This window comes from Bacillus sp. FJAT-27916 (assembly GCF_001183965.1).
Taxonomy (GTDB): domain Bacteria; phylum Bacillota; class Bacilli; order Bacillales; family Pradoshiaceae; genus Pradoshia.
In genome coordinates, this window is record NZ_LFZV01000001.1 from 1,464,616 (window position 1) to 1,487,101 (window position 22,486).

Annotated in this window: 22 protein-coding genes and 2 pseudogenes; 18 read left to right on the forward strand and 6 right to left on the reverse strand. The window is 37.3% G+C overall.

What is annotated here, in order from left to right; genetic code table 11:
- Nucleotides 1-142 precede the first annotated feature (142 nt).
- The gene (locus AC622_RS07015) at nucleotides 143-553 is read left to right on the forward strand and encodes a very short patch repair endonuclease (RefSeq protein WP_331456702.1); all 411 of its coding nucleotides are present in this window, start codon (nucleotides 143-145) and stop codon (nucleotides 551-553) included.
- Nucleotides 554-1,307: 754 nt separating this feature from the next.
- Here the strand turns inward: AC622_RS07015 and AC622_RS07020 are convergent.
- The gene (locus AC622_RS07020; RefSeq protein WP_049670416.1) at nucleotides 1,308-1,598 is read right to left on the reverse strand and encodes a hypothetical protein; all 291 of its coding nucleotides are present in this window, start codon (nucleotides 1,596-1,598) and stop codon (nucleotides 1,308-1,310) included.
- 128 nt (nucleotides 1,599-1,726) lie between these two features.
- Here AC622_RS07020 and dcm point away from each other — a divergent pair, with 128 nt between their 5' ends.
- The 5 genes and pseudogenes from dcm to AC622_RS07045 all read left to right on the forward strand — a co-directional run bounded on the left by dcm (nucleotide 1,727) and on the right by AC622_RS07045 (nucleotide 9,856).
- The gene (dcm, locus tag AC622_RS07025) at nucleotides 1,727-2,716 is read left to right on the forward strand and encodes a DNA (cytosine-5-)-methyltransferase (RefSeq protein ID WP_049670417.1); all 990 of its coding nucleotides are present in this window, start codon (nucleotides 1,727-1,729) and stop codon (nucleotides 2,714-2,716) included.
- A complete protein-coding gene (locus AC622_RS07030) occupies nucleotides 2,703-3,881 on the forward strand; it encodes a type II restriction endonuclease (protein WP_049670418.1) in 1,179 nt (392 codons plus the stop codon). Before dcm ends, AC622_RS07030 begins: the two co-directional genes overlap by 14 nt.
- Before the next feature lie 188 nt (nucleotides 3,882-4,069).
- Complete coding sequence (locus tag AC622_RS07035) at nucleotides 4,070-5,032, forward strand: hypothetical protein (protein WP_049670419.1); 963 nt, start codon at nucleotides 4,070-4,072, stop codon at nucleotides 5,030-5,032.
- A gap of 1,241 nt (nucleotides 5,033-6,273) precedes the next feature.
- Nucleotides 6,274-7,419: pseudogene (locus AC622_RS07040) on the forward strand (McrB family protein); the annotation flags it as partial.
- Entirely contained in the window at nucleotides 7,388-9,856 is a 2,469-nt protein-coding gene (locus tag AC622_RS07045) for a restriction endonuclease-like protein (protein ID WP_049670420.1), read from the forward strand. The pseudogene AC622_RS07040 and the gene AC622_RS07045, both read left to right, overlap by 32 nt.
- A gap of 89 nt (nucleotides 9,857-9,945) precedes the next feature.
- Here AC622_RS07045 and AC622_RS21635 read toward each other — a convergent pair.
- The 3 genes and pseudogenes from AC622_RS21635 to AC622_RS21640 all read right to left on the reverse strand — a co-directional run.
- A pseudogene (locus AC622_RS21635) lies at nucleotides 9,946-10,056 on the reverse strand (IS3 family transposase); the annotation flags it as partial.
- Nucleotides 10,057-10,209: 153 nt separating this feature from the next.
- Nucleotides 10,210-10,476 (reverse strand): hypothetical protein, encoded by a 267-nt coding sequence (locus AC622_RS20595; RefSeq protein ID WP_156185578.1) that lies wholly within the window; start codon nucleotides 10,474-10,476, stop codon nucleotides 10,210-10,212.
- Nucleotides 10,388-10,693 carry an IS3 family transposase gene (locus tag AC622_RS21640; protein ID WP_082197054.1) on the reverse strand — a complete coding sequence of 102 codons (306 nt, stop codon included), beginning with the start codon at nucleotides 10,691-10,693 and terminating at the stop codon, nucleotides 10,388-10,390. The genes AC622_RS20595 and AC622_RS21640 overlap by 89 nt, the downstream gene beginning before the upstream one ends.
- A 1,053-nt stretch (nucleotides 10,694-11,746) precedes the next feature.
- Here AC622_RS21640 and AC622_RS07060 point away from each other — a divergent pair.
- The 8 genes from AC622_RS07060 (at nucleotide 11,747) to AC622_RS07090 (ending at nucleotide 16,893) form a co-directional block, all read left to right on the forward strand.
- Entirely contained in the window at nucleotides 11,747-12,028 is a 282-nt protein-coding gene (locus tag AC622_RS07060) for an acyl carrier protein (protein WP_049670421.1), read from the forward strand.
- Complete coding sequence (locus AC622_RS07065) at nucleotides 12,015-13,109, forward strand: HesA/MoeB/ThiF family protein (RefSeq protein WP_231589592.1); 1,095 nt, start codon at nucleotides 12,015-12,017, stop codon at nucleotides 13,107-13,109. Before AC622_RS07060 ends, AC622_RS07065 begins: the two co-directional genes overlap by 14 nt.
- The gene (locus AC622_RS07070; RefSeq protein ID WP_049670423.1) at nucleotides 13,106-14,101 is read left to right on the forward strand and encodes an LpxL/LpxP family acyltransferase; all 996 of its coding nucleotides are present in this window, start codon (nucleotides 13,106-13,108) and stop codon (nucleotides 14,099-14,101) included. Before AC622_RS07065 ends, AC622_RS07070 begins: the two co-directional genes overlap by 4 nt.
- A gap of 47 nt (nucleotides 14,102-14,148) precedes the next feature.
- Entirely contained in the window at nucleotides 14,149-15,303 is a 1,155-nt protein-coding gene (locus tag AC622_RS07075) for an MFS transporter (protein ID WP_269431800.1), read from the forward strand.
- Nucleotides 15,304-15,683: 380 nt separating this feature from the next.
- Nucleotides 15,684-15,857, forward strand: a complete 174-nt coding sequence (locus tag AC622_RS20985) for a hypothetical protein (RefSeq protein ID WP_156185579.1) — start codon at nucleotides 15,684-15,686, stop codon at nucleotides 15,855-15,857.
- A gap of 9 nt (nucleotides 15,858-15,866) precedes the next feature.
- Nucleotides 15,867-16,130: a 2'-5' RNA ligase family protein gene (locus tag AC622_RS21355; RefSeq protein ID WP_231589490.1), complete on the forward strand. Its 264-nt coding sequence runs from the start codon at nucleotides 15,867-15,869 to the stop codon at nucleotides 16,128-16,130.
- 51 nt (nucleotides 16,131-16,181) lie between these two features.
- Nucleotides 16,182-16,340 (forward strand): hypothetical protein, encoded by a 159-nt coding sequence (locus AC622_RS21360; RefSeq protein ID WP_231589491.1) that lies wholly within the window; start codon nucleotides 16,182-16,184, stop codon nucleotides 16,338-16,340.
- 352 nt (nucleotides 16,341-16,692) lie between these two features.
- Entirely contained in the window at nucleotides 16,693-16,893 is a 201-nt protein-coding gene (locus AC622_RS07090; protein WP_049670426.1) for a cold-shock protein, read from the forward strand.
- Between the two features lie 53 nt (nucleotides 16,894-16,946).
- Here the strand turns inward: AC622_RS07090 and AC622_RS07095 are convergent, their stop codons facing one another.
- Together AC622_RS07095 and AC622_RS07100 are read right to left on the reverse strand one after the other, a co-directional pair.
- A complete protein-coding gene (locus tag AC622_RS07095) occupies nucleotides 16,947-17,447 on the reverse strand; it encodes a CarD family transcriptional regulator (RefSeq protein WP_049670427.1) in 501 nt (166 codons plus the stop codon).
- Nucleotides 17,448-17,556: 109 nt separating this feature from the next.
- Nucleotides 17,557-18,117, reverse strand: a complete 561-nt coding sequence (locus AC622_RS07100) for a TetR/AcrR family transcriptional regulator (RefSeq protein WP_231589492.1) — start codon at nucleotides 18,115-18,117, stop codon at nucleotides 17,557-17,559.
- Between the two features lie 142 nt (nucleotides 18,118-18,259).
- Between AC622_RS07100 and AC622_RS07105 the strand changes: the two genes are divergently transcribed.
- The 4 genes from AC622_RS07105 to AC622_RS07115 form a co-directional block, all read left to right on the forward strand.
- On the forward strand, nucleotides 18,260-18,544 hold the full coding sequence (locus AC622_RS07105) for a hypothetical protein (protein WP_049670428.1): 285 nt from the start codon (nucleotides 18,260-18,262) through the stop codon (nucleotides 18,542-18,544).
- A gap of 146 nt (nucleotides 18,545-18,690) precedes the next feature.
- Nucleotides 18,691-18,852, forward strand: a complete 162-nt coding sequence (locus tag AC622_RS20990; RefSeq protein WP_156185580.1) for a hypothetical protein — start codon at nucleotides 18,691-18,693, stop codon at nucleotides 18,850-18,852.
- Nucleotides 18,853-19,008: 156 nt separating this feature from the next.
- Nucleotides 19,009-19,419, forward strand: a complete 411-nt coding sequence (locus AC622_RS07110) for an HMA2 domain-containing protein (protein WP_049670429.1) — start codon at nucleotides 19,009-19,011, stop codon at nucleotides 19,417-19,419.
- 539 nt (nucleotides 19,420-19,958) lie between these two features.
- A partial coding sequence (locus tag AC622_RS07115; RefSeq protein WP_269431776.1) for an MSCRAMM family protein occupies nucleotides 19,959-22,486 on the forward strand: 2,528 nt, incomplete at its 3' end.

The following is a 22,486-nucleotide window of genomic DNA, read 5'->3' on the forward strand; positions in this document are numbered from 1 at the left end:
TTGACAATAAGTGTATATTGATTAATAGAATCGTTTTTTAAACTAAGCCTCTCAGAAATGAGAGGCTTGTGTGATTTTTACAGATAGCGGGTAAAGAATAGGAAATACTTAGATCGTGATGTGATACTATATGTATACACAAATGTCAGATGAAACAAGAAAGAGAATAATGGGGTCAATCCATGGGAAAGGGACAAAACTTGAAAACAGAGTTTCCCGAGAACTATGGAGAAGGGGGGGTCGGTTTAGGAAAAATGTAAGATCATTATATGGAACTCCGGATATAGCCATTCAAAAATATAAAGTAGTCATCTTTATTGACTCTTGTTTTTGGCATGCATGTGAACTTCATGGCACCTTGCCTAATAAAAATCAGCTATTCTGGATCAATAAGTTTAACCGGAATAAGGAGCATGATCAGGAGGTTACTGATTATTATCATAGGAAGGGCTGGCATATTTATCGGGTGTGGGAGCATGATTTGAATCGGGATTTTTATGGAACGGTTGATAGGTTGGAGAAATCTATCTTAGATATAAAAAAAGAGTTTTAGCTGGGAAAGTTTATAAAATAGATGGCTATATTCGTAGTTTAGCAAAGTTCATAAGTAGTGACTAATCATCCGTTTCATGTGTATAGTCCATTCAGAATATCATTACACATCATTAAATGTACTTCATCCACGCCAATAGTTGACATGTAATCAGAGTTTTTGTTCAACAAGGGGCTATAAGTGTTTAATCGGTAGCTATTAAATACTATATAATGATTATGTAGAGATATAATAGATTCTGTTAGACTTTAATTCACAATTTATCTTTGTTTTGGCTTGCTTTCTTCAACCTTTCAATCGCTACCTACATAATGTTTTGGTGGTTACTTTACTCCCCACGTAATTGTTTTTAGCACGTTTCATTAAAATAATCTGTCAGAAATCGAGTGTTTATCCAGCAATTCGAATAGGCGCCACTCAAATATTCTTCCATTACTTATAACATTTATCCATTTGAACATTAACATTATGGAAAATAATAAATACATTTCACTAAATCAAATTGTACTGCTAGGCGTTTAATAGAATGATTACCATCCTGATATATAATATGAACCGTTTGGAAAATCACAAAGCGATCTCGATTTTGTAAGCTGTTTTTGCCTGTCTGACTATTACTTGGGAACATGTCGAAATATAGATAGTAGCTCCAATAAGTGGTAGAAGAGCCTTTTTACTTCTGTCTTCGTGTATTAAAAGTCTTACGATATCCTACTAAATAAATTATTGGAGTAAAAAAAGTATAGCAAATGTGCTATACCTCGTTAAAATACTTTATTTCAAATTTTTCAGTTTTGGATAATTGATCAAATAATTGACTATCAAATTCATTTTCCAGTGGTTTGTTTAGAAATAAGTAATCTAAATCTGATAATGAGGAGTTAAGAAGTTCCAATAATTCACTGCTTTCATTGTAGTTATCCAAGAAAACACCTTTTATTACATGAAGGGTCTCTAGTCGTTTTATCAATTTATTGACTTTGAAGACCGCCTGTTCAGTATCTTGTTCCTCATATTTTTGATAATAAATTGCTACATTTGCCACTTGTTTCACCCTTTCCTGTAGGGTATTGTAAGAAAGTAACTATAGTATTTTAACACAAATTTCGACCCAAAGTAATTAAGATTTGATATAATTGGCTTACTAGAACAAGTTGAAGGAGGATTAATAATATGTTATATAGATTCATTGACTTGTTCGCAGGAATTGGTGGAATACGAACAGCATTTGAAGAATATGGAGAATGTGTTTTCTCATGTGAGTGGGATATGAAAGCCCAAGAAACCTACGAAGCAAACTTTGGTGAAAAACCAGTTGGTGATATAAGACAAGTTGATGAAAAAGAAATACCAGATCATGATATTCTTCTTGCGGGTTTCCCTTGTCAGCCGTTTAGTATTGCGGGTGTATCTAAGAAAAACTCTTTAGGCAGACAGCATGGATTTCTGGATGAAACTCAAGGAACTCTATTCTTTGATATAGCAAGGATTATAAAAGAAAAACAGCCTCAAGCATTTCTGCTAGAGAATGTTAAAAATCTAAGAAGCCATGATAAGGGTAAAACTTTTAAAGTAATAAAAAATGTATTAGAAGAATTAGGCTATACCGTTTACGATGAAGTATTAAATGCTAAAGGACTCGTTCCTCAGAACCGTGAACGTATTTATATAGTAGGTTTTAAAAAACCATTAAAGTTTGAGTTTCCAGAAATCCCTAAAGATGGACCACCTTTACGTTCTATTTTAGAGGAAGAGGTGGATGATGTATTTACATTATCAGATAAGCTTTGGTCTTACCTTCAAGCCTACAAGGAAAAGCACAGCAAAAAGGGGAATGGTTTTGGTTACGGTTTAGCAGATTTAGATTCATACTCAAGAACACTCTCTGCCCGTTATTATAAAGATGGAAGTGAGATTTTAATTCCACAGGGTGAAGGGAGAAATCCAAGAAGATTGACCCCACGTGAATGTGCCCGTTTGCAGGGATTTCCCGAAACATTTAAGATTGTAGTGAGTCGAACTGCTGCATGGAAACAATTTGGAAATAGTGTAGCTGTGCCTGTCGTTCGTTTAATTGCAGCAAATATGATACAAGCAATTGAACGAGACGAAACAATTGAAGACACTGTGGAAGAGGGTCGATTGGAGTATGCTACAAAATAACTCAGAAAAATTAAGTGGTTTGATAGAGGCGGCCAAGAGATATGGCCGCTTTTATTGTAAATTCATTACTGCGAATGATGTAGGATTAACGAACGCACACCAAGAAGGATTACACATAGCAAAGGGAGCTTGGCATATCTTTTTTGATGAAGCAGGAGTAAAAGGAGAAAATAAACATAAGTTTGTCAAAATACATATTGATGGTTACTATCCTTTTGATAGTCGTGTGATCTATTATGGAAGAGGAACACGGAATGAATACCGAATAACACGATTTTGGGCATATTCACCATTTAATAAAGACGAGCAAGTAGGAAACCTTATTGTTTTCTTACCAATGAGTAATGTAGATTTCAAGGTATACATATTAGATACAGAATCAGAGATTGAGGACTTTACTGAAACTTTTTTATTAAATTTAATGCATAATAATGCAGTCTATGATGACGGGAAAGTGTCAGATGTTGACCTTTCAAAGAGGTTAGAAGAGGAAATAGAAGAAGCAGTGCTAATATTCGATGATTTCCCTTCTACTTTTGAAATGGCCACAATTGCAAGAGGGATACATCATGAAGTTTATAGAAGAAAACAATTTACACCTGATCAAATTATACTTGAGTGGGTGAAAACAGAATACTCGACATTTAAGGTTCTAGAAAGACACTTATATCAAGAGTATTTAACAAAACCATTCGGGGAAGTAGAGCCTTTAGTTGCAGTAGCTAATACAATTCTTAATCGCCGTAAAAGTAGGGCGGGTAAGAGTTTGGAACACCATGTAGATTTCTTATTTAGATCCTTCAGTCTACCATTTGCTCATCCAGGTAGATCTGAAGGAAACAAGAAACCAGACTTCCTTTTACCCTCTAATGCTGCTTATGCAGATATGAACTATCAAGCAAGTGATTTAATCTTCTTAGGTTGTAAAACTACTTGTAAGGATAGATGGCGACAGATTTTGAATGAGGCAAATCGAATTCCAGAAAAGCACCTTTTGACATTACAGCAAGGGATATCCTCTAATCAATTAGATGAAATGGCTGACGAAAATGTGACCCTTGTTGTACCAAAACCATACCATTCAATGTATCCGGTAGAGTATCGAGATCGCATATGGACGGTTGAAAAGTTTATACAATTTGCGGAAGAAATATATTTCGTATAAGACCTTGAAGGTCTCTTGTGTTTAAAATAAGGAGAAATGGGCTGTTTTTGTACTATAAACTAAGTTATATGGAAGGTAAGCGAATTTGATTTTATATTCCTTTATAGAAAATCGTAATTTATAACTTTTTTCTTTAGTTTTTAGGAATTATCTCCAGACGAGTAGGAAGATTATGCTGGGAGGTTATTATGAATACTTTATCTTTAGAAATAATGAGAAATTATTTATCTAATAGTATAACTAGTAATAATACAGGCAAATTAAATCAAAATAAATTAAATGGACTGCTTGCAGAAGTTGATTTGCGGAAATATTTAGATACATTAGGCTTTGGAGATAGGATATCTGTAGGGGGATGGATTGCAAGAAGTGTAGGGGAAGGAAATTTTGGTGAGCAAACGATAGTGCTTTTTCCTGAAACGATACTACCCAATCAAGACTACTCGCCTAATAGAGGATTACCTAACCCATCACATGGATTACATACCATTTGTTCTACTTTTCACCAAATTGGCATAAAAGGTTACTTCTGTGTTCCCACGGTTTTTGATAATAATAATGTTGAATCAATCTCATGGAATGCTATACAGTTAGGACTTCCTACCCAACAGAATTATATAGATTTTCCGAATAATATTAATGGATTTATTGAAAGAACCAGAAACTATAGTTTCTTGAGATATAATACAGATGTCTCTCCAATTCCTTCACATGCAATACCTGAAGAATTTACAAAAGAGCACTTAAGGGTAACATTTCAAAGTAAATATATGCAGGAAATTTCAGATGTAGATGGGATTCTATGGGGAAATCAATTTACATATCCAATTGAAATAAAAGAGAAGACACCAGCTGTGGATAAGAAAATGGGAGAATATTTTGGTCTGGACTTAGGTCCATTTGTAAAGTTAGCATATTATGCTTCTAAAAGAGGTAATTTGCACTCTCTATTTATAGTAAGAGAAATAGATAACACAGAAGATAGAAATTTAGTTAATTGGTGGTTTATTACATTTGAAAGATTAGCGAAATATGCTTCATGGGTGCCGGGTGGTGGGGGTACAAATATGGCAGGAGGGTCAAGTACCGTAGTGAAAATTCCTAAAAACCAATTTAAAGTATTGGATATCGATGCTATTAATAAATTGTAAAAGCGGATACAGTACTTATATCGATTATTGTTGCGAATTATAAACAATTCCAATAGTATCACATAAGAATTCATAACCGCAAAATTATTTATGCTATAACAATTTTTACTCATAACAATAAGGACAGACTCAAAATTGAGTCATTCTAGTTGTTTTGCTTAGAAAGGAATGTACTTATTTATCAGTGTTTAAAGGTGCGGGGGGAATTCTTTCCTAAGAAGTATCCAATTCGCTTCTTCTTTACATTACCATGAATACGGTACGAAAGTTATGACTGAGCCATAACATTTGGCGGAGGTGCCTTTATCCATCCTGATTATGGGTTTCATTATACGAATCCAATATTCTAGGCATTACTAAATAAAATGAGGCTGTATCAATTAATTTCAGTCAAAGAAACTGTAGAGACAATGATTTATTTGGTTTACACAATCGTTATCAAGGGCAATGGCAGCCTGCAAAATACAGGCGGGAGTTTCAAGAAAATTGTCTGGTGTTTTTAGAATGGCCTATAAAAAGAGCATATTTTATCCCTAAATAATTTTACTCCTGATATATCTATCCAAAAATAAGTGGTCATCTTCTAAGACTCTTGTTTTTGGCTGCTTTCCGAGATTCATGGAACATTGCCAAATAAGAATCAATTATTAGGGATAAATAATTTCAATGAAAATATGGAGCATGATTTGAAGAGTGATTTTTATGGGACGACTGATAAGTTGGAGACATGAATTTTAGACGCAAAAAAAGAGCAATTCGGAAGTATATAAATTGATATAAAGAGAAAAAAGAGCATAATAAAAACAGTTATGCTCTTTTTATATTTGTCTTACTTAGAGGTTCAATAAATAATTTTTCTTTTATTCATAATTGAGAGAGATAGGTGAGTGAGATTGGTTAATATGAATATATATGTCCCGATTCTTGAACCAAGTAATAGAAGTTCTGAATTTAATGCCTATGATATTAATTTGAGGGCTAAGATTGTATATTTATATTTATTTGACTCGGCAACACATCGTAATTTGGATAAGGATGTACTGGGTTTAGATTCAAATCAAAGTAAAGGTTTTACATCAATGAGTATTTTGCATTATTTAGGATTAAAGAAAGAACATAAAGGTATCTTTCAAAATTATAAGTTAGATGAAGGTATTGAAATTCTAAAGAAGCAAAGTTCTGATTTCAAAAAGGTAATCGATATATTGGAATATATAAAGGACACTGAACAAGTGCGATATGAGTTAGTATCAGATTCCGATGCTATGATAAAGGAAGGTCAATCTATTAGTAATAATCACCTATCATCGCACATTCATTCATACATACGAAGTAAAGGCTTCCTTTACTCAGAAGAAGAAGTCTCAAATCTATTTTTATCCCTTAAGACCAAACCATTTGTCATCCTTTCCGGTATATCGGGCACAGGAAAAACCAAAATGGTCCAATGGTTTGCTGAAAGTCTTGGAGCCAACGAGCAAAATGGCCAACTGACAATTATTCCAGTTCGTCCAGATTGGAATGATGGCTCTGATTTATTAGGTTATGTGGACATAAAAGGAGATTTTAAAGAAGGTCCTCTTACAAAGATTATTAGAGAGGCAGATGCGAATTCCGAGTATCCTTATTTTGTCTTGTTAGATGAAATGAACCTTGCTCGGGTTGAGCATTACTTCAGTGATATCCTAAGTATCATGGAAAGCCGCAAGCGGAAAGGGAATGAATTCGTTACATCTGTCTTGCTTTCTAAAGATATTACTAAGTATGAGGAAGATCTGATGCTGCCATCAAACTTATATGTAATCGGTACGGTCAATATGGATGAGACGACTCACCCTTTCAGTAAGAAAGTCCTCGACCGGGCGAATACAATCGAGTTTAACCGAGTAGAGCTCTCAAACTTAGACTTTCTGAAGGATTTAGAAAAGGTAGCGCCTCTACCTATTAAGAGTGACGTGCTGAATGCAAAATATCTACATTTGAAAGATGTTTTTCCGAGCTATCCTGAATTGGTCAAGCGTACCACTGCATTCTTGGAGAGGATCAATCAGGAATTACAGCGGATGAATGCTCATGTAGGCTACCGGGTCAGGGATGAGATTTGTTTCTATCTTGCCTATAATGAGAAAGGCAAGCTTATGAGTGAGGAACAGGCGTTAGATCATTGTATTTTACAGAAGATTCTTCCACGCATTGCTGGCAGTGACAAACGGGTAGAGGATATGCTTATTGGTTTATTCCGTGTTCTGACCAATAAGGAGTATATGGAAGATGGAGAGCCAATGCTGGATGCGGAGAATTCTCTATATCCTTATAGTGCTAAGAAAGTGCTAGAGATGCTAGGGAGGCTGAAGGATGATGGCTTTACCTCTTTCTGGATTTCCTGATGAGACTGAGTTAATTAAGATCGATCATCGTGATTTCTCACTCATATTGAAAGGAAAGCCATATCATGAACGCTATATCGGGTTGAAACAGTATCAGAAGATGGACCATCGCGATGTCATGCAGTTTGCCGTGCAGGGGGAAGGGATTCTGTCTGCCGAGGTGTTCGATATAGATAATATGCGACTTTCATCAGAAAACCAAGTACGACCGATCTTTTTTGAGAATGGATCCTATACGTTAATGATTTTCCCGAAAGAGGGCAAAGAGATCAGTTTCTATCATGAGCATCCCTTATTAAGGAAGGTAATCAAGAAGACAGAGATGCCAGAAGTGACTTTCCTATCAGGAAATCTCAACTTCCAAAGTGAGGTAGGCTTAACAAGCTTTGAAATCCGATTAGATGGCCAAACCCTGGTGACTGTGACGATGGAGATATTTCCCACAAAGCTTGATTACCAGAAGGATTATCGTCGTTTGCTTGATGAAGTGAATGAGGAAATCTATAATTTAGCCTTTCATTTTATTAAGAAGACCTATTTACAGGCTGGAATCAAGCTTGATGGTACACCGAGTCAGACAGAATTCTATCAATTAATTAGGAAGCATTATAATCAGTTCATCCAAGCAATCCAGCGTATTGAACAGATGCCCCATCATACACTCGTACAGGAATATCATCGAGTTAGGGGTGACCAGCTTGGAAAGATGGACTCTACGACAAGGAGATATTTGCAGAAGAGATCCAACCTTTGGGTGGATGTTAAAGATGGTATACCTATACATGGACGAAACCTCATGCCTACTTCTGGAATTAAGGGTAAGAAAGAGATCGTTTATGACACGAATGAAAACCGGTATGTGAAATGGATGATGGGCCGACTCGTGGATAAACTGGAAGATTTGATTCAGTCTATTGAGCAACAAATGAAGAAGTGGAATAAAACAGAAGAGATCGATGTGGAATTAATCAGTCGAGTCCGACAAATGATTCGGGAGATTGAGCAGAGAAAAAAGAATGTATTCTGGCGAACAATTTCTAACCGACGTTCAACCTTATCATCGAGCCTTGTTTTACAAATGGCACCTGGTTATCGAGATGCTTTTCAATTATATTTGACGATTTCGAAAGGCTTAATATTAAGGAATTCCACTTATCAAATGTCGGTCAAGGATGTTGCGACACTATATGAATATTGGACGTTCTTGAAGCTTGGCCAAATACTCGCACGGAAGTATGAGCAGCTTGATCAGACGATTGTGAAGGTTGATAGGAGTGGTTTGTTTGTCAATCTCGATAAAACTAAGTCCGCAACACGTATTTTCCAACATCCAGTCACTCATGAACGGATCGAGCTCGTTTATCAGAAATACCCTGGTAAGCTGCCAACGCTTTCGCAAAGGCCGGATACAATGCTTAGCATTCAGAAGAAGGGTAAAGCATATGATTATAACTATGTTTTTGATGCAAAATATCGCATCGATTATGCACTTCCAGACAGTTATTATCAGAGGAATTATCAGACTGCCGGTCCGATGGAGGATGATATTAACACGATGCACAGGTACCGGGATGCTATTGTTTCCTCGCTAAATGGACCGTATGAGCGTACTGCGTTTGGTGCTTATGTGTTATTCCCTTGGAATAATGAAGACGAATACAGGAGTCATCATTTTTACGAGAGTATAGGTCGCGTTAATATCGGTGGTTTGCCGTTCTTGCCGAATGCGACGGAGATGGTAGAGCAATTTGTTGATCGATTAATTGAGAAAAGTCCAGAAGAATTGCAGAAGGAAGGAATTCTACCAATCGGTACAAAGGAAGAGTGGGAGTCTTCCTTAATGGTAAAAGTGCTGGTCGGTTTGGTTTCTTCACAGGAGATGCATAAGGATTATATTCGAACAAAAAGATATAAAACGCCTATATCAGCTTTGAAAAAAGGTTGGCAAGAAGTGAAATATATTGCCCTTTATGTAAAAGCGGGTATTGCCGAGTGGAATGGAATAAAGGAGTACGGGGCAATTGAGTCTGTTGAAGTGGAGAATGAGCATGTCATCTTCAGCGTTCATATATGGCAAAATTTAAAATCGGTTATAGTTCCGGTGCAATATGGCATTTCCAATACTATGATTACCAGTTTAACTCAGTTACTAGAGGCGAAGGAATTACCGGAGCTTTACATGAAATCGAAGGAAGAAATGATTTTGAGGAAGATGCTGCGAAGGGTCTCTGACAATGTCCATATACGCTTAGATTCAAAGGAGCTTGATGAAGCTACAACGATTCAGGAGTATAATTTTAAGGACATTAAGATTGAGTTGGATCGGGAACATGATTTGGTTATCTTTACAAAGGGAGTTATGAGCAAGCAGTTTTCATTTGAAAAGTTATTTGTACAACCTACCGCTGTGTTTCGAGATCTTTTAACGATGTTATAAATTTTAAAGAAAAATAAAAACGTATATGTTCAGACTGTAGATAAAAGGGATTTAGAAGGTAGTGCCCTCCTTAAAGTTAGAGTTTTTAATTATACTGCTGATTGGCTGGTTTGAGGTCGGAATTGTACAGGATTTAGACCAGCCGATTTTTGCTTAATGCGTTTGTTGTTGTAGTAATCGATATATTCATCAATCTTTTGTTTTAACTCATCATAGAATACTAAATTTCACCATAATACATTTCTTGTTTCAGAATGCAAAAGAAGTTTTCCATCACCACATTGTCTGTACAGTTGGCTTTTCTAGACATACTCTGAAAGATTCAATATCTCGTTAATGTTTTGACCCATCTATTATGCTGATAATGCCATCCATAATCTGATGGTTGCTCGATATTCGGCTTCGTTTTTAATGGTCTCTACCACTTGATCCTGTGGCTCTAAAATGAAATCTAATGTATGTCTTCTTGAAATCCCATAAGAAATAATTTCACCATTATATAAGTCTAGAATGGAACTTAAATAAAGCTTTTCACCCCCTTTGAATTCCGTCATATCTGTCGCAAGCTTTAGAAGACATAACGGCGTATGAAACCTGCGATTCAGGGGATTTTCCGCCACTTACTTTCGCCACATGGCCTTTATAGGAGTTATAGCGAGATTTACGCCTGAATTTGAAACACTTCAAGCCTAAATTTCTCATAATTCGCTGCACTTTTTTATGATTGATCACATAACCTTGCATCCTTAATGCTAAATAAATATGGCGGTATCCGTATTTCCCTTCGAATTTTTTGTTAGGCCTTCTACACCTTCCTTCAAAATTTTCCGTGCCAATCCAAAATTAGATTTAAATCATTCATGTTAAATTCAATCGCTGTGTCTTGGAAAGAAGAGTCTGACTTTTTCATGGATTCTAATTCATTCAGTTTGAATTGAACATCTTTCGTGGTTTTCCTGTGTATACCTTCTTTGCCAAATTCTTTGTATGCACGTACCCATCGTAAAATTGAAGAGGAGCTTGGCATATAAAAACTTTTAGCTACTAGTGAATACCCACAGAACCTTCTAAGTATGCTTCCACGACTTTTAATTTAAATTCATCGCTATATTTTGCCATACAAAAAAAGTTAGTTGTTTTTCACTCTAACTTTTAGGATGCAGCACCGAATGCATGTATTCTCAACCCCTTATTTTTTCATCTCTCCCGTAAGGCAGAGATGGTAAATGTGTTCCGTTGAATTGATTTTTGGTGAGCTTAACTTTGTATGCAACCAGAGTAACAGTTACCTTTATCTAGAAGGATAAGGACTGTTTATCGTAAGACCAGAAAGAAAGGTTATCGTCAAAATATTTCATATCCCTCCATTTTAGAAGTACGAGCGATCTGGATAGCTAGCACAAGGTATAAAAAGGAAATAATTTACTTTAGGGATATTTCTCCTTTAATGAGTGAAATAGACGGAGTAACTTCGTAGCACATATACATTCTAAATATGGTTTGTTGAGGTTTCATGTTGTGAAAAAAGTAATAACTATAATCATTGTCAATTTTTTGTAGAGATTATAACTAAAAGAATAAATTTTGTCGTGTAGGTTAGTAAGGAGATGCATAAAGGCGGTATGTTGCATAGGATGACTTTCTGTGCAAGTTTATAAAACCTATTATTTAAATAATGATTGTTTTAAATTTTCTAAAAATACTGTAAAATCTGAATTACCAATGAAACATTGGGAAAAATTAGGGAGGTGAGATTAATGGAATTTAAACTCATAGAAATTAAATCAGAAGCAAAAACATGTGATGCAAATTGTTAAAAATGTAAATGAAACGTACACCGTGTATTGATTTGTACGCGGTGTACATTTAATAAAAGAAAGGATGATATCAATGGAAAGATTACAATTGGAAGAAAAGTTACTGGATACTTTTAAAGAATTTCTTGCTCAATTAGACATAGATGAAGAGAAGATAGGAGAAATTTCTGTTAATACCAATTTTTTAAGTATAGAAGAGATTGATTCACTAGATATTGTAGAATTAGTTCTAAATATTGAGGATACAATTGGAACAGAACTCCCTTATAAAATTGATTTTAATGAAATTAAAAATGTTAAGCTTCTCAGTGAATATTTATTGAGGGAACATAAAATTGAGTATGAAAAGTTATAAATTTATTGATTCCGTAAAATTTTATACGAATAATGAACAAGACTTACATATTGTATTCATGAATGAGCAGAAACGTTTGGTTTATAAAGTAAATAAAGTAACACTCAAACTCTTGGAATTAATAGGTAATAAAGAATCTTATGAAAATATAACCAAAATAATGTTATCGGAATATGACATATCAAATAAGAATATTGATGAAGTATTTCTTAATTTAATTCAGAATAACATAATTGAAGAAAATGAGGATAAGGAACAAAATGACTATTACGAATTTTTAGATAGACAAATAAACTTTTTGAGCCAATATACTAATGAGGATGTTACTAAGACTGATATCCAAGATTATCTTAAAAAATCGCATGTTGTTATTTTAGGTTGTGGTGGTGTAGGAAGTTGGATTGCCTATAATTTAGCTCAATCGGGAGTAGGGACTTTAACCCTTATTGATAATGATGTAGTTGAATTGAGTAATTTAAACAGGCAGGCTCTATATTTCTCAGAAGATATAGATAAATATAAAGTAGAAGTTCTAATGGAGAAATTGAAAAAGATTAACCCTGAGTTATCTATAAATATTTTCAAAACATATATTAATGATGTTTCAGATCTGAATATTATTCCGCTACCTGCAAATCTCCTTATTAATTGTGCTGATAAACCCAACTCTTATGAAACCGGAATGATTGTAACAAGATATGCTTGTAAAAATAAAATGACAAATATGAATGGGATTGGTTATAGAGGTAATGTTTGTAGATTGGGTAATACGACTATTCCGGGTGAAACGATGTGTTGGAATTGTATTAATCAGAATAATGAGTGGGAATTGAAAGACTTAGAACAGGTTAAATTCGGTAACCACCATTCAAGTGCGGGAAGTATTGCATCTATTTCTTCATTAATCGGTTCAATTCACTCTTTGGAAGCATTAAAAATACTTATTCCAACTGCAAAACCTTCACTTATTAATGGGATAGGAGAGATAGATATATCTAATTTAAAAATTGAATTTACATTGGAGAAACAAACAAAGGATTGTAAAGTTTGTGGTCGAAGAAGGAAGGATGATAATAAATGATCGAAGGTAAAATTGCTCCTCCAACAGAGAATGCTTTCCTGTTTGAATCGCTTGTAGAAGATTATGGTTATTACAAAAGTATGGCAAAAATACATAAGGATACAAAAGGTTTAGTAGAAGAGTTCTTAAAAGTACGTGAAATCTCAGTAAATAATATGTCGCTTGAAAAAAGAACGACAAATTATAAAAAAATTCTTAAGAATGTACTATCTACGAATATAGGCTGTTCAAGTAGAGATAGGCACAATGTGGCTAACAACTATTTTATCAGGGATTATTACGAAAATCCGGTGTATTATGGGATTCACTTATTAAATTTTGGTAAGGAAGAATTTGTAAAGGAAAATGTGGTTTTTGAAGGAAAGGAAAAGCTTGAAAATGCACTGAAAAAAAACGGCAATGTCATCTTAAATGGTTTCCATATGGATTTGTACCAAATCCTCTTAAATTATATTGCCAAAGAATTCGGTAATCACACATTTGCTCTATATGCAGGAGAGCAACCATTGACTCTTGTGAAAAAAATACAGGATATATATATGCCTGAAATAAATAATATAGAATATAGGTATGTAGATGATATGGATGATAAACCATTTCCTCTTATCACGAAAGAGTTGTTCAAAGATGCGAGAAAAGGAAATGTTGTATGTATTTTACCTGAAGTTTCTTTAGGTTTAGGGCCTAGTGATTATATGGAACTTTTGGGAGTCAAAGTTTTATTGCCGCATGGCAGTTCAACGATTAGTCATAAGTATAATATCCCTATTGTCCCTGTTTACAATGTTAGAACTGAGGGAGTAAAGATAAAAATTATATTTGAAGATCCAATTTACCCATCTGGGGTATATAATAAAGAAAATATCCAGAATCAGACAAGAGAAGTATTTGAGGTTATTGAAAAGGCAGTATCGAAGTATCCGCATACTTGGTCTGGGTATGATGTATTTGATTATCTTACTCAAGGAGTATACAGGAGTGACTACTCGTGAAAAACGTTATTGGTTTAAGAGGATTTAAATTATTTCTATCCTCTAGGATGTTAGCGAACATAGGAGATAGTATTTATATGATTGGAATTCTTTGGTATATACAAATGTATACTTCTTCAAGTACCTTAACAGGATTGACCTATGCGGTTATCACGGGTGCAGCTTTATTTAGCTTTCTGTTAAGTCCGCTTATTGATGCCTATAAACCAGCAAAGGTTGCTGGTTTTTCTCTTGGTTCTCAAGCGGTGTTTATTTTGCTGATTTCTCTTATTTCCCCTACTGATGGTTGGATGTTAGTGGTTCTGATAATTCTCGTTTTCTTGGCATCGGTTATGTCTTCTGTTTTTTATCCTGCTGATAATGCATTAATAACCAAGATTGTCACTCGGAAAGAGGAATTGAATCGTGCCAATTCCTTAGTCAGTACTACTGACCAGATTGTAAATATGATGGGATTCCTATTGGCGGGAAGCTTGATTAGCTTTTTGGGAAGCAGGAATTCATTTCATATTGCATTTATCCTCATACTCCTTAGCTCAATTCTATATCTCCTATTATCAAAACGTCTTAAAAAGGATGAAAGGCAAATAAAATTTACGGTTAAAAATCATTTTACGGATTTACGTACGGCCTTGAAGTTTATTAAGGATAATCGATATTTGCGGATATTGCTCCCATTTTGTGCGCTATCCAACAGCGTGATGGCCATCCTAATCATCTTGCTTCCATCGATTAGCATGCAACATGGTTCGGCCTTTTTCTACAGTTTTATTTATGTCTCCTTTTTTGTTGGGTTCCTGGTTGGAGCTGTTATTTGTAATTTTATTAAATCCTCGGGATTCTATGTGGCCTTTGCTTGGTTAGGGAATGGGGTATGTCTATTTCCTTTGGTATTCTTCGATAATTCAAGCGTATTTTTCGTCTGTATATTTTCATTTGGAACTTTTTCAGGTATTCTAAATGTCAATCAGATTACCATGATCCAGTCGATGACGGAGGAGAATATGATGGGGAGAGTCATGGGGGCACTAACGACATTTAATAATGTGGCTACCCCTGCAGGAAGCATAGTCGGAGCATTATTAGCTTTGGTATTACCGACCAATTATATATTCCTTTTATGCGGACTAGTCTTGACTGCATGTGGCTGCATCTTATTATCCAATAAGTATGTGATTAATTTTCAGCAAAGGGAAGCTTAAGTGAAATTATGGAAATCACCTCCCTGAAATCCATCTTGAGATGATGCAGAGAAGATGAAAAAAGTCAATGGCATATTAATTATCCTCAGTGTACTTGGTGTTATTTATGCGGGGACCTTGAAAGTCCTAGAAGAGAAATGGAATCTATCAATCTGTTTGTTTCATATGTCGTCGCAAGGTATTATCAGTCTAGCCGTCATGATTAGTGCAATTTGCTTGGCAGCTTTTCTTACATGATTTGTAATGAGATTGAAAAGGAAGTGGCGTATCTAGGCCGTTTTCCAATGGTTCTTGCTGGCTGTCTCAGCATCTATCCAAGAGTCTATAGACTCCTATTGTGCTTCCTTTGAAGAAAGATGTCATTCCTTTTACAGGGGGTGATGTCTTTTTTATCAAGGATATGGAAGAAACAGGGATCGACTCAATTCGCCTCCATGGTATATGTGTCGGCAGATGCACAGTCAGTATCTGATTTTCTGGAGTTTGATGGGCGCATGGAATGGCCGTTTTTAAGACATGTTTTAGATGAAGAGTTGAAAGACAGAGAATGGTAAGGAAGATGGATGGTAGCAGGTATGGAATATTTCATCGGCAAGTGCTGCCGGATTCGTATCGGGAGCGGATTGAGCGATTCAGAACCGGTGGATCGCGAAGTAAGGGGTGGAGCCCCATACTTCCGTAAAGGCGCAAGGCGGCCTAACGGAAGACTTAGCCTGGCTCGAACGGTTCGGAAGGTCTGTCAGCGGTTCAAGCCTTTTCACGTCTCGCTGGATGGTCCGGCTTATTTCGGTGAGACCGTTCTCTATTTGGGTGTGCAGTCAGAGTAGTTAGTCGAACTGCATCGGCAGATTGTCCATGCGGTTTCGCCTTCAAGCGAATTGATCAGTCGCTTTATCGAACTGGATGATTTCGTCCCTCACCTGACGCTTGGCAAGGAGAGTTATGGAGGCGGAATCTCAAGCGGGGTGACCGAAAGAAGGCTTGAGAGAGATGAAGCGGGAGGTTCGGGAGAGCTTGAGGCCGTATCCGGCATTTGAGGTGAGCTTTATCCGGGTCTATGCCTTCGATGACAAATTTGTTAGATACGAAGGGTTCGAGGATATCGCTTTAGGAGATTTATTATTTTTATGAGGCTTGAAAACTAGTCATATCAAGTGTTAAGGGTGTTTTTTGATAGTCTGTTATCTACTAAATACTCGTTTAAAAACGACAAAAATCTTCTATCTTTTGCGAAAAGTGGCGAAAAGTTTCCTTTGATTTGGAAGCGATTTCACATTATACTTAAAGAGTATTATTTTTTGTTCTTTTGTATTAGATTCACATGATCTAAAGCGCCTGAGCAGGAATAGTAACACTTTATGTGCTATGGCACTAGGAGGAAAGAAAGATATGGAACAAGGTAAAGTAAAATGGTTTAATGCAGAAAAAGGTTTTGGATTCATCGAGCGCGAAGCAGGTTCTGACGTATTCGTGCACTATTCTGCGATTCAAGGCGAGGGCTTCAAGACTTTAGAAGAAGGCCAGTCTGTTAGCTTCGCGGTAGAAGAAGGACAACGTGGTCCTCAAGCTGCGAATGTAGAAAAACTATAAGAAACCATGAAAAAACCAGATTCTCAAACAGGGAATCTGGTTTTGTTCGTTTCTTAAGGGTTCTGGCGGATCAGCTCTTCAATCCGTTTAGCGATTCGTTCGGCTGTTGTCTCGAGGCTGAGGGCTAGTTCTTCATAGAGGATAGGGGATACCTTCATAAGCGTCTGGGCATCCTGGCTTGGGAGCTTCTTGTCGATCGCGGCAAGCTCGTATTTCCTGCGGATGATCGTATTGACCATTTGGGCGATCTCAAAATGATCACTTGAGTCCAGTGCATCCTGGTATTTATGGTTGCGGAATGTCGGACGCTCATTCCACTCGCTTGCAGGCTGCGTGAAGACCTGAAGAATCTCCTCAGCTGTCTTAGCCGTAATGATAGGCGATAGCTTTGAATTCTCACATTCTACTGGATGGTATAATTGCAGTGACTCATTCTGGTAGGAGCGCAAGGTGTAGTAAGGCGCCTTTGGCCCCATGAAGCTCTGCTCCTGAATATCTTCGATGATGCATACGCCGTGTATTCCGTAAAAGACCTTCTCCCCAATCGAATACATATAAATATTGCCTCCCTGTTGGTTACCTTCTTTCCAAGTAACCGTATATTAATAAAATTATAGATGAATAGCCGTCTTTTCTGTTCGGCAGTCCATTGCCGTTCCTTTGTCAATCCCTTAACATCTTGGTAATCATATTTGCGACGATTCGCAGCGGCTCAGCCGATTTCTGGGCAAGGCAAAGCATCATGCCGCCCTCAATGATGGCACTTAAGCTGACAGCGGTTGTCTGTGCTGCTGTTTCTGTGAATCCTTCGGCCATTAATTTCTGTGAATAGATGACCTGCAGGTTCTCATACAATTGGGCGCACGCCTCACGAACCGGGTCGCTTAAACTAGCCATCTCGCTGACCATGCTGCTGACGGTAAAGCCGGTAATCGCGCCTGTCTCCTCATACTGGGCGATCAGCATGTCAATCATGGCCGTAACGGCTACAAGCGCACTCGTATGCTGAGCGAAGATGTCCTCAATTTGGCTGGTGATTGATTCGTTCAATGAATGGAGGCATGCAATGAGCAGCTCCTCCTTGCCGTTCGGGAAATGGTGGTATAGTGAGCCTTTCGTGATGCTGCATTCTCGGAGGAGTTCGTTTAATCCCACTCCTTTATAGCCCTTTTGCTGAAAAAGGACTGTAGCGGTTTCAATGATTCGTGATTTTGTTTCCAACAAACAGGCACCTCCATACCAACCGGTCTGTCTTTATTATATCAAAAATAATCCAGTACCCCCAAATGATTGAATTGTGTGGTAAATAATCCCTTTTTGTGTGATAAGATAATTAGGTAGGCTGAACAGGAAAGGGAGGCGTGTAATGGATAAGCTATCATTTGAATTGAAACGGATTAATAATACTTTGCTGATCATCATGGTCGTCATTTTGTTCGGGAGCTGCGGGAGGATGGATGAGATCGTGGTACCGGATGAACCGATAGAGGTAATCAGTGAAACGGGGACGGAGGAAATGGTGGATCTTGGTGATGGTTATTTTGGTATTTATACCGGTTACGAATTAAAAATCTATTATTATGATACAGAGAAAAATGAACTCATCTTAAAGAAAACGAAATATCTATCCGAAGATGAGGAGGAAGAATAATCGTGAATCGCAATTCATTTTAGGAATCAAATTATAGTGAGATAATTTTTCTTCCGTATCTTATATCACGATTAGCAACAGAGAGATATTGATTATGGCACTGAATAAAGAATTCTTAGCTGGCTTTATGATAGGAACGGTGTTTGGTGCGGTTTGGCTATCGCCTTTACGAGCATAACACCGGCGACTTGACTCATCTAGTGGACGAATATGAAGAATGCTATGATGATGTTCCGGAAGCTGAATCGACGATGGAGGAATTGGTGGCCCAAAAGGCTGAACTGGTTGCTGAACATGAAGGGGAATGAACAAGCCTTTAAGCTTATGGTTGCAATTAACCTTAAGCTTTTTACATATCGTGAAGGGGACAAGCCATGTTAGAAGACAGGCTTTTTGGTCATTGCTTTATATTTCGGCCAGGCTCTATAATAATGTGGGATTACGATTGAAAGGAGGAGTACCAATTGAGTGAAAAGCCGGCCATACTTCATTCCATCCCAGGAAGAATACAATTATTTATCCCTTTGTTGACAAAGGTCAATGACCCGGCGGCGATTGAAGCGATGCTCCGTTCTATGATCGGGATTAAGTTCGTAAAGCTGGAACCAACGGCGCATACGATGCTGATCCATTACGACCGAGAGGAAATCAGGGAAAAGGATGTTCTTCGTTATGTCTCTCTCTTCTGCGAATGCTTGGAGGAAGTGGGAGAAAAGGTGAAGGACAAGCAACAGACGAGTGCTATCAAAGGCCTCATGGCGTCTTGGGTCAGTCTTGAGAGAAATGCGGAAACCATTCTTGCAGATAAAGTAGTTGCAGGGGATTTCTTACACAAGCTCTCCTCGACACTCGGGCTATTCAAGAAACATACATAAATATAGTTTGGACTATTTGTATGAACAAATAATGAGGATCCATTTCAATACCAGGGATTTGTATTCAGCTTTTAAAAAATAACGAACAGCAGATTTGAAGACTACTTGTCTTAGAGGAATTTCTCCTAGAGCAACATCAAATAAGCGTGAGTGGTTTTACGTCTTTATCTTATTTCTTATCATGCAGCAGGTTCATCTTGAATGAATAGTCATGTTATTGACATAAAAGAGTATGAAACGATGTTTTCATGCTCTTTTTTTGCGTAATGGCAACAATCGGGAGAACATCCAAATTAATAATATATTTACAGAAAAATTTATACAAAAATAATAATTACCAATGTTATTTATAGTGAAAATTTTTAGAAAAATCTTTATAATAAGGTCGAAGGCTAAAATATTATTTTTAAATATTATTTAATTATATTTATTTTAAAATATTTTAGCCAATATGACAAAAAAGAGGCGATGCCTATAAAGAAAAAAAGGAGTGTTAGGCAGTACAGCAGTAAAAAAAACTTCATAAGGGTGTGTGAACAATGAAGACGTCAAGGACGAAGACCTACAAGAAGAAGAGCTGGCAGAAGAGGGCATTCTCCATTCTGACACTTGTCTTTCTTCTTGTACAAACTGTTCTGTCTCCTGTCGCACAGTATGTCAGCGCAGAAAATACGAATGTTGCATTGAGCTTTAATCAAACAGAAGCTCTAGAAGGCGACACGCTGACAGCTACACTGTCTGATATAGGAGAAGACTCTGGTAAGCTTACATTCACCGTTGACGGCGGATTAAGCATTAAGGGCATTGCGGATGGTCAAGGGAATATTGACATCGTAGCCCAGCAAGACAAAACCTTGAGTTTTACATGGAAGGAAGGCAGCAGCAAGACACTTAAGGTCAATGTCGCTGCAAACGAAAAAGGGAGCAGCACAGCGACCTTAACTTCTGAGAATGGAGGTACTTCATCTGTTGCGATTCAGATCACAGCCCAAGAAGAAGTAGTGTCTGAAGAAGCAACAGAGCCTGAAGAAGAGGTAGCAGCAGCTTCAGAAGAAAGTACAGTGAAAGCAACTGAAGAACAAACTACTGAATCTGAAAACCAAACAGATTCAGAGAAAGCAGCTGACGAGACAGCTGGTTCTAATGAAGAGGCTGAAGATGAATCATCTTCTAAGGCAGCCGCTCAATCAGATGACAGCTCAAGCGAAAGTCTCAATGCATCCGCAAGAGCCGGTATGAAGCCTGACGAAAGATATTACAACGAAAAAGATGAATTTGGTTATGATAGTATGACCGAAGGTGGTACTGTGACTGGTGCAACCGTGTCTGTCAATGGTACGACACTGACTAAAGGTGAACATTCATCTACAACAGGAGAAGCTGTGGAAAATGGTATTCTTATCACATTCACTCCAGGCTATTATTTGCACAGCTATAAGGTAGTCTGTGGTGATAAGTATGGCTGCCAGACAGATGCTTCCGGTAATGCTATTTCTAAGGCAGAAGTTATGGAAGGTGCAACAGTTGCCTCTATCATGCTAGATAGTGATGACGGCATCACCAAGACTGCTTTTGGACACTCCAGTCGAAAAGATCCTTATTGGCTGTTGTTGGATGTTAGACAGGACAACACCAAGTATAAGGTTACTTACAATTGGGGCGATTTAGAAGGTAAGATTAATACTGACGTTCCTGCAGAGAAGAGCTATTTAGTCAGCTCCGTGGTTACAGTGGAAGCTGCCGCTGATGCTGCACTTGCAGAGGCTGAGGCTCTGGGATACACCTTTGCTGGATGGAAATATACTTATGAGGGTTACGATGGCGTTACCACTATGCAGCCAAATCAGACATTCTCTATGCCAAATAAAAACGTCACAATGACAGCAATCTGGGAGGAAATCCCTGTTGGTACTCTGACTGTGACGAAAGAAGTAGCTGATGTTGAATCTGATGACAACTCTGCAACCTTTAACTTTATCATACTCGATGAGAATGATAAACAAGTTGCTAATGAGAGTATTTCGTATCCAGAAAAAAAGAGCCTATCAATCGAGAAGCTTCCTGTAGGTAAGTACACCGTACTGGAAAAAGATCCAAGCGGTGCTTATACAGAGGCTGGTTATAAGTATGAAGGTACTACAGCGGTCGTTGGCCAAAGTTCAGCAACCGTCACATCTGAAACAAAAGATGACATCAAGTATGTCAAAGTTGCAGACGTATCTGTCACAAAAGATGGTACAAATGTAACTTTTACAAACACATACAAGAAAAATGATGGTTCTATTAAAGTCGTAAAAATCGATGAATTAACTAAGAAACCTTTAGAAGGAGTAGAATTTACTCTTTATCTAAAAGGTGATAAGGAAGATCAAAAAATTTCTTCAGATACTACCGACTCTAAAGGGGAAGTAACCTTTGCAAATTTAGAATATGGAACGTATCGTATTGAAGAAACTAAAGTTCCAGAAGGCTATGCTAAGCAGGAGATAGAAGATGTCATTGTAAATTCTAACAAGGCAATCACTTGTGAAGTTACTAACACAGGTGTTGGGTCTGTAAAAATTAATAAAACTGATGATTTAACAGGTAATACCCTGGCTGGGGTTAAGTTCGGTATCTACACCAAAGGTGGGGACCTAGTGAAAGAGGTCATCACAGGTGAAGGAGGAACAGTGACATTAAGCGGCTTGGCCTACGGTGAGTATTATGCTCAAGAGACACAAGGATTGGCTGGCTATAAAACAGATGACACGAAACACGACTTCACGATTGCGTCTGGAGAAGGAAAAGCAGAAGTCACTCTTCAAATCAAAAATAAGGGTGTCGGAAGCGTAACAATCAAAAAGACCGATGACTTAACAGGAGCAGCCTTAAAAGGAGTGAAGTTCGGTATCTACACCGAAGGTGGGGACCTAGTGAAAGAGGTCATCACAGGTGAAGGAGGAACAGTGACATTAAGCGGCTTGGCCTACGGTGAGTATTATGCTCAAGAGACACAAGGATTGGCTGGCTATAAAACAGATGACACGAAACACGACTTCACGATTGCGTCTGGAGAAGGAAACGC

Bases quoted from the DNA above. Each gene is read 5' to 3' on its own strand.
- AC622_RS20985 (WP_156185579.1), top strand. From the start codon at position 15,684: ATGTCTTTTTTATCAAGGATATGGAAGAAACAGGGATCGACTCAATTC.
- dcm (WP_049670417.1), top strand. From the start codon at position 1,727: ATGTTATATAGATTCATTGACTTGTTCGCAGGAATTGGTGGAATACGA.
- AC622_RS07090 (WP_049670426.1), top strand. From the start codon at position 16,693: ATGGAACAAGGTAAAGTAAAATGGTTTAATGCAGAAAAAGGTTTTGGA.
- AC622_RS07045 (WP_049670420.1), top strand. From the start codon at position 7,388: ATGATGGCTTTACCTCTTTCTGGATTTCCTGATGAGACTGAGTTAATT.
- AC622_RS07070 (WP_049670423.1), top strand. From the start codon at position 13,106: ATGATCGAAGGTAAAATTGCTCCTCCAACAGAGAATGCTTTCCTGTTT.
- AC622_RS07060 (WP_049670421.1), top strand. From the start codon at position 11,747: ATGGAAAGATTACAATTGGAAGAAAAGTTACTGGATACTTTTAAAGAA.
- AC622_RS07075 (WP_269431800.1), top strand. From the start codon at position 14,149: ATGTTAGCGAACATAGGAGATAGTATTTATATGATTGGAATTCTTTGG.
- AC622_RS21355 (WP_231589490.1), top strand. From the start codon at position 15,867: ATGGTAGCAGGTATGGAATATTTCATCGGCAAGTGCTGCCGGATTCGT.
- AC622_RS07015 (WP_331456702.1), top strand. From the start codon at position 143: ATGTCAGATGAAACAAGAAAGAGAATAATGGGGTCAATCCATGGGAAA.
- AC622_RS07030 (WP_049670418.1), top strand. From the start codon at position 2,703: ATGCTACAAAATAACTCAGAAAAATTAAGTGGTTTGATAGAGGCGGCC.
- AC622_RS07065 (WP_231589592.1), top strand. From the start codon at position 12,015: ATGAAAAGTTATAAATTTATTGATTCCGTAAAATTTTATACGAATAAT.
- AC622_RS07035 (WP_049670419.1), top strand. From the start codon at position 4,070: ATGAATACTTTATCTTTAGAAATAATGAGAAATTATTTATCTAATAGT.
- AC622_RS07095 (WP_049670427.1), bottom strand. From the start codon at position 17,447: ATGTATTCGATTGGGGAGAAGGTCTTTTACGGAATACACGGCGTATGC.
- AC622_RS07105 (WP_049670428.1), top strand. From the start codon at position 18,260: ATGGATAAGCTATCATTTGAATTGAAACGGATTAATAATACTTTGCTG.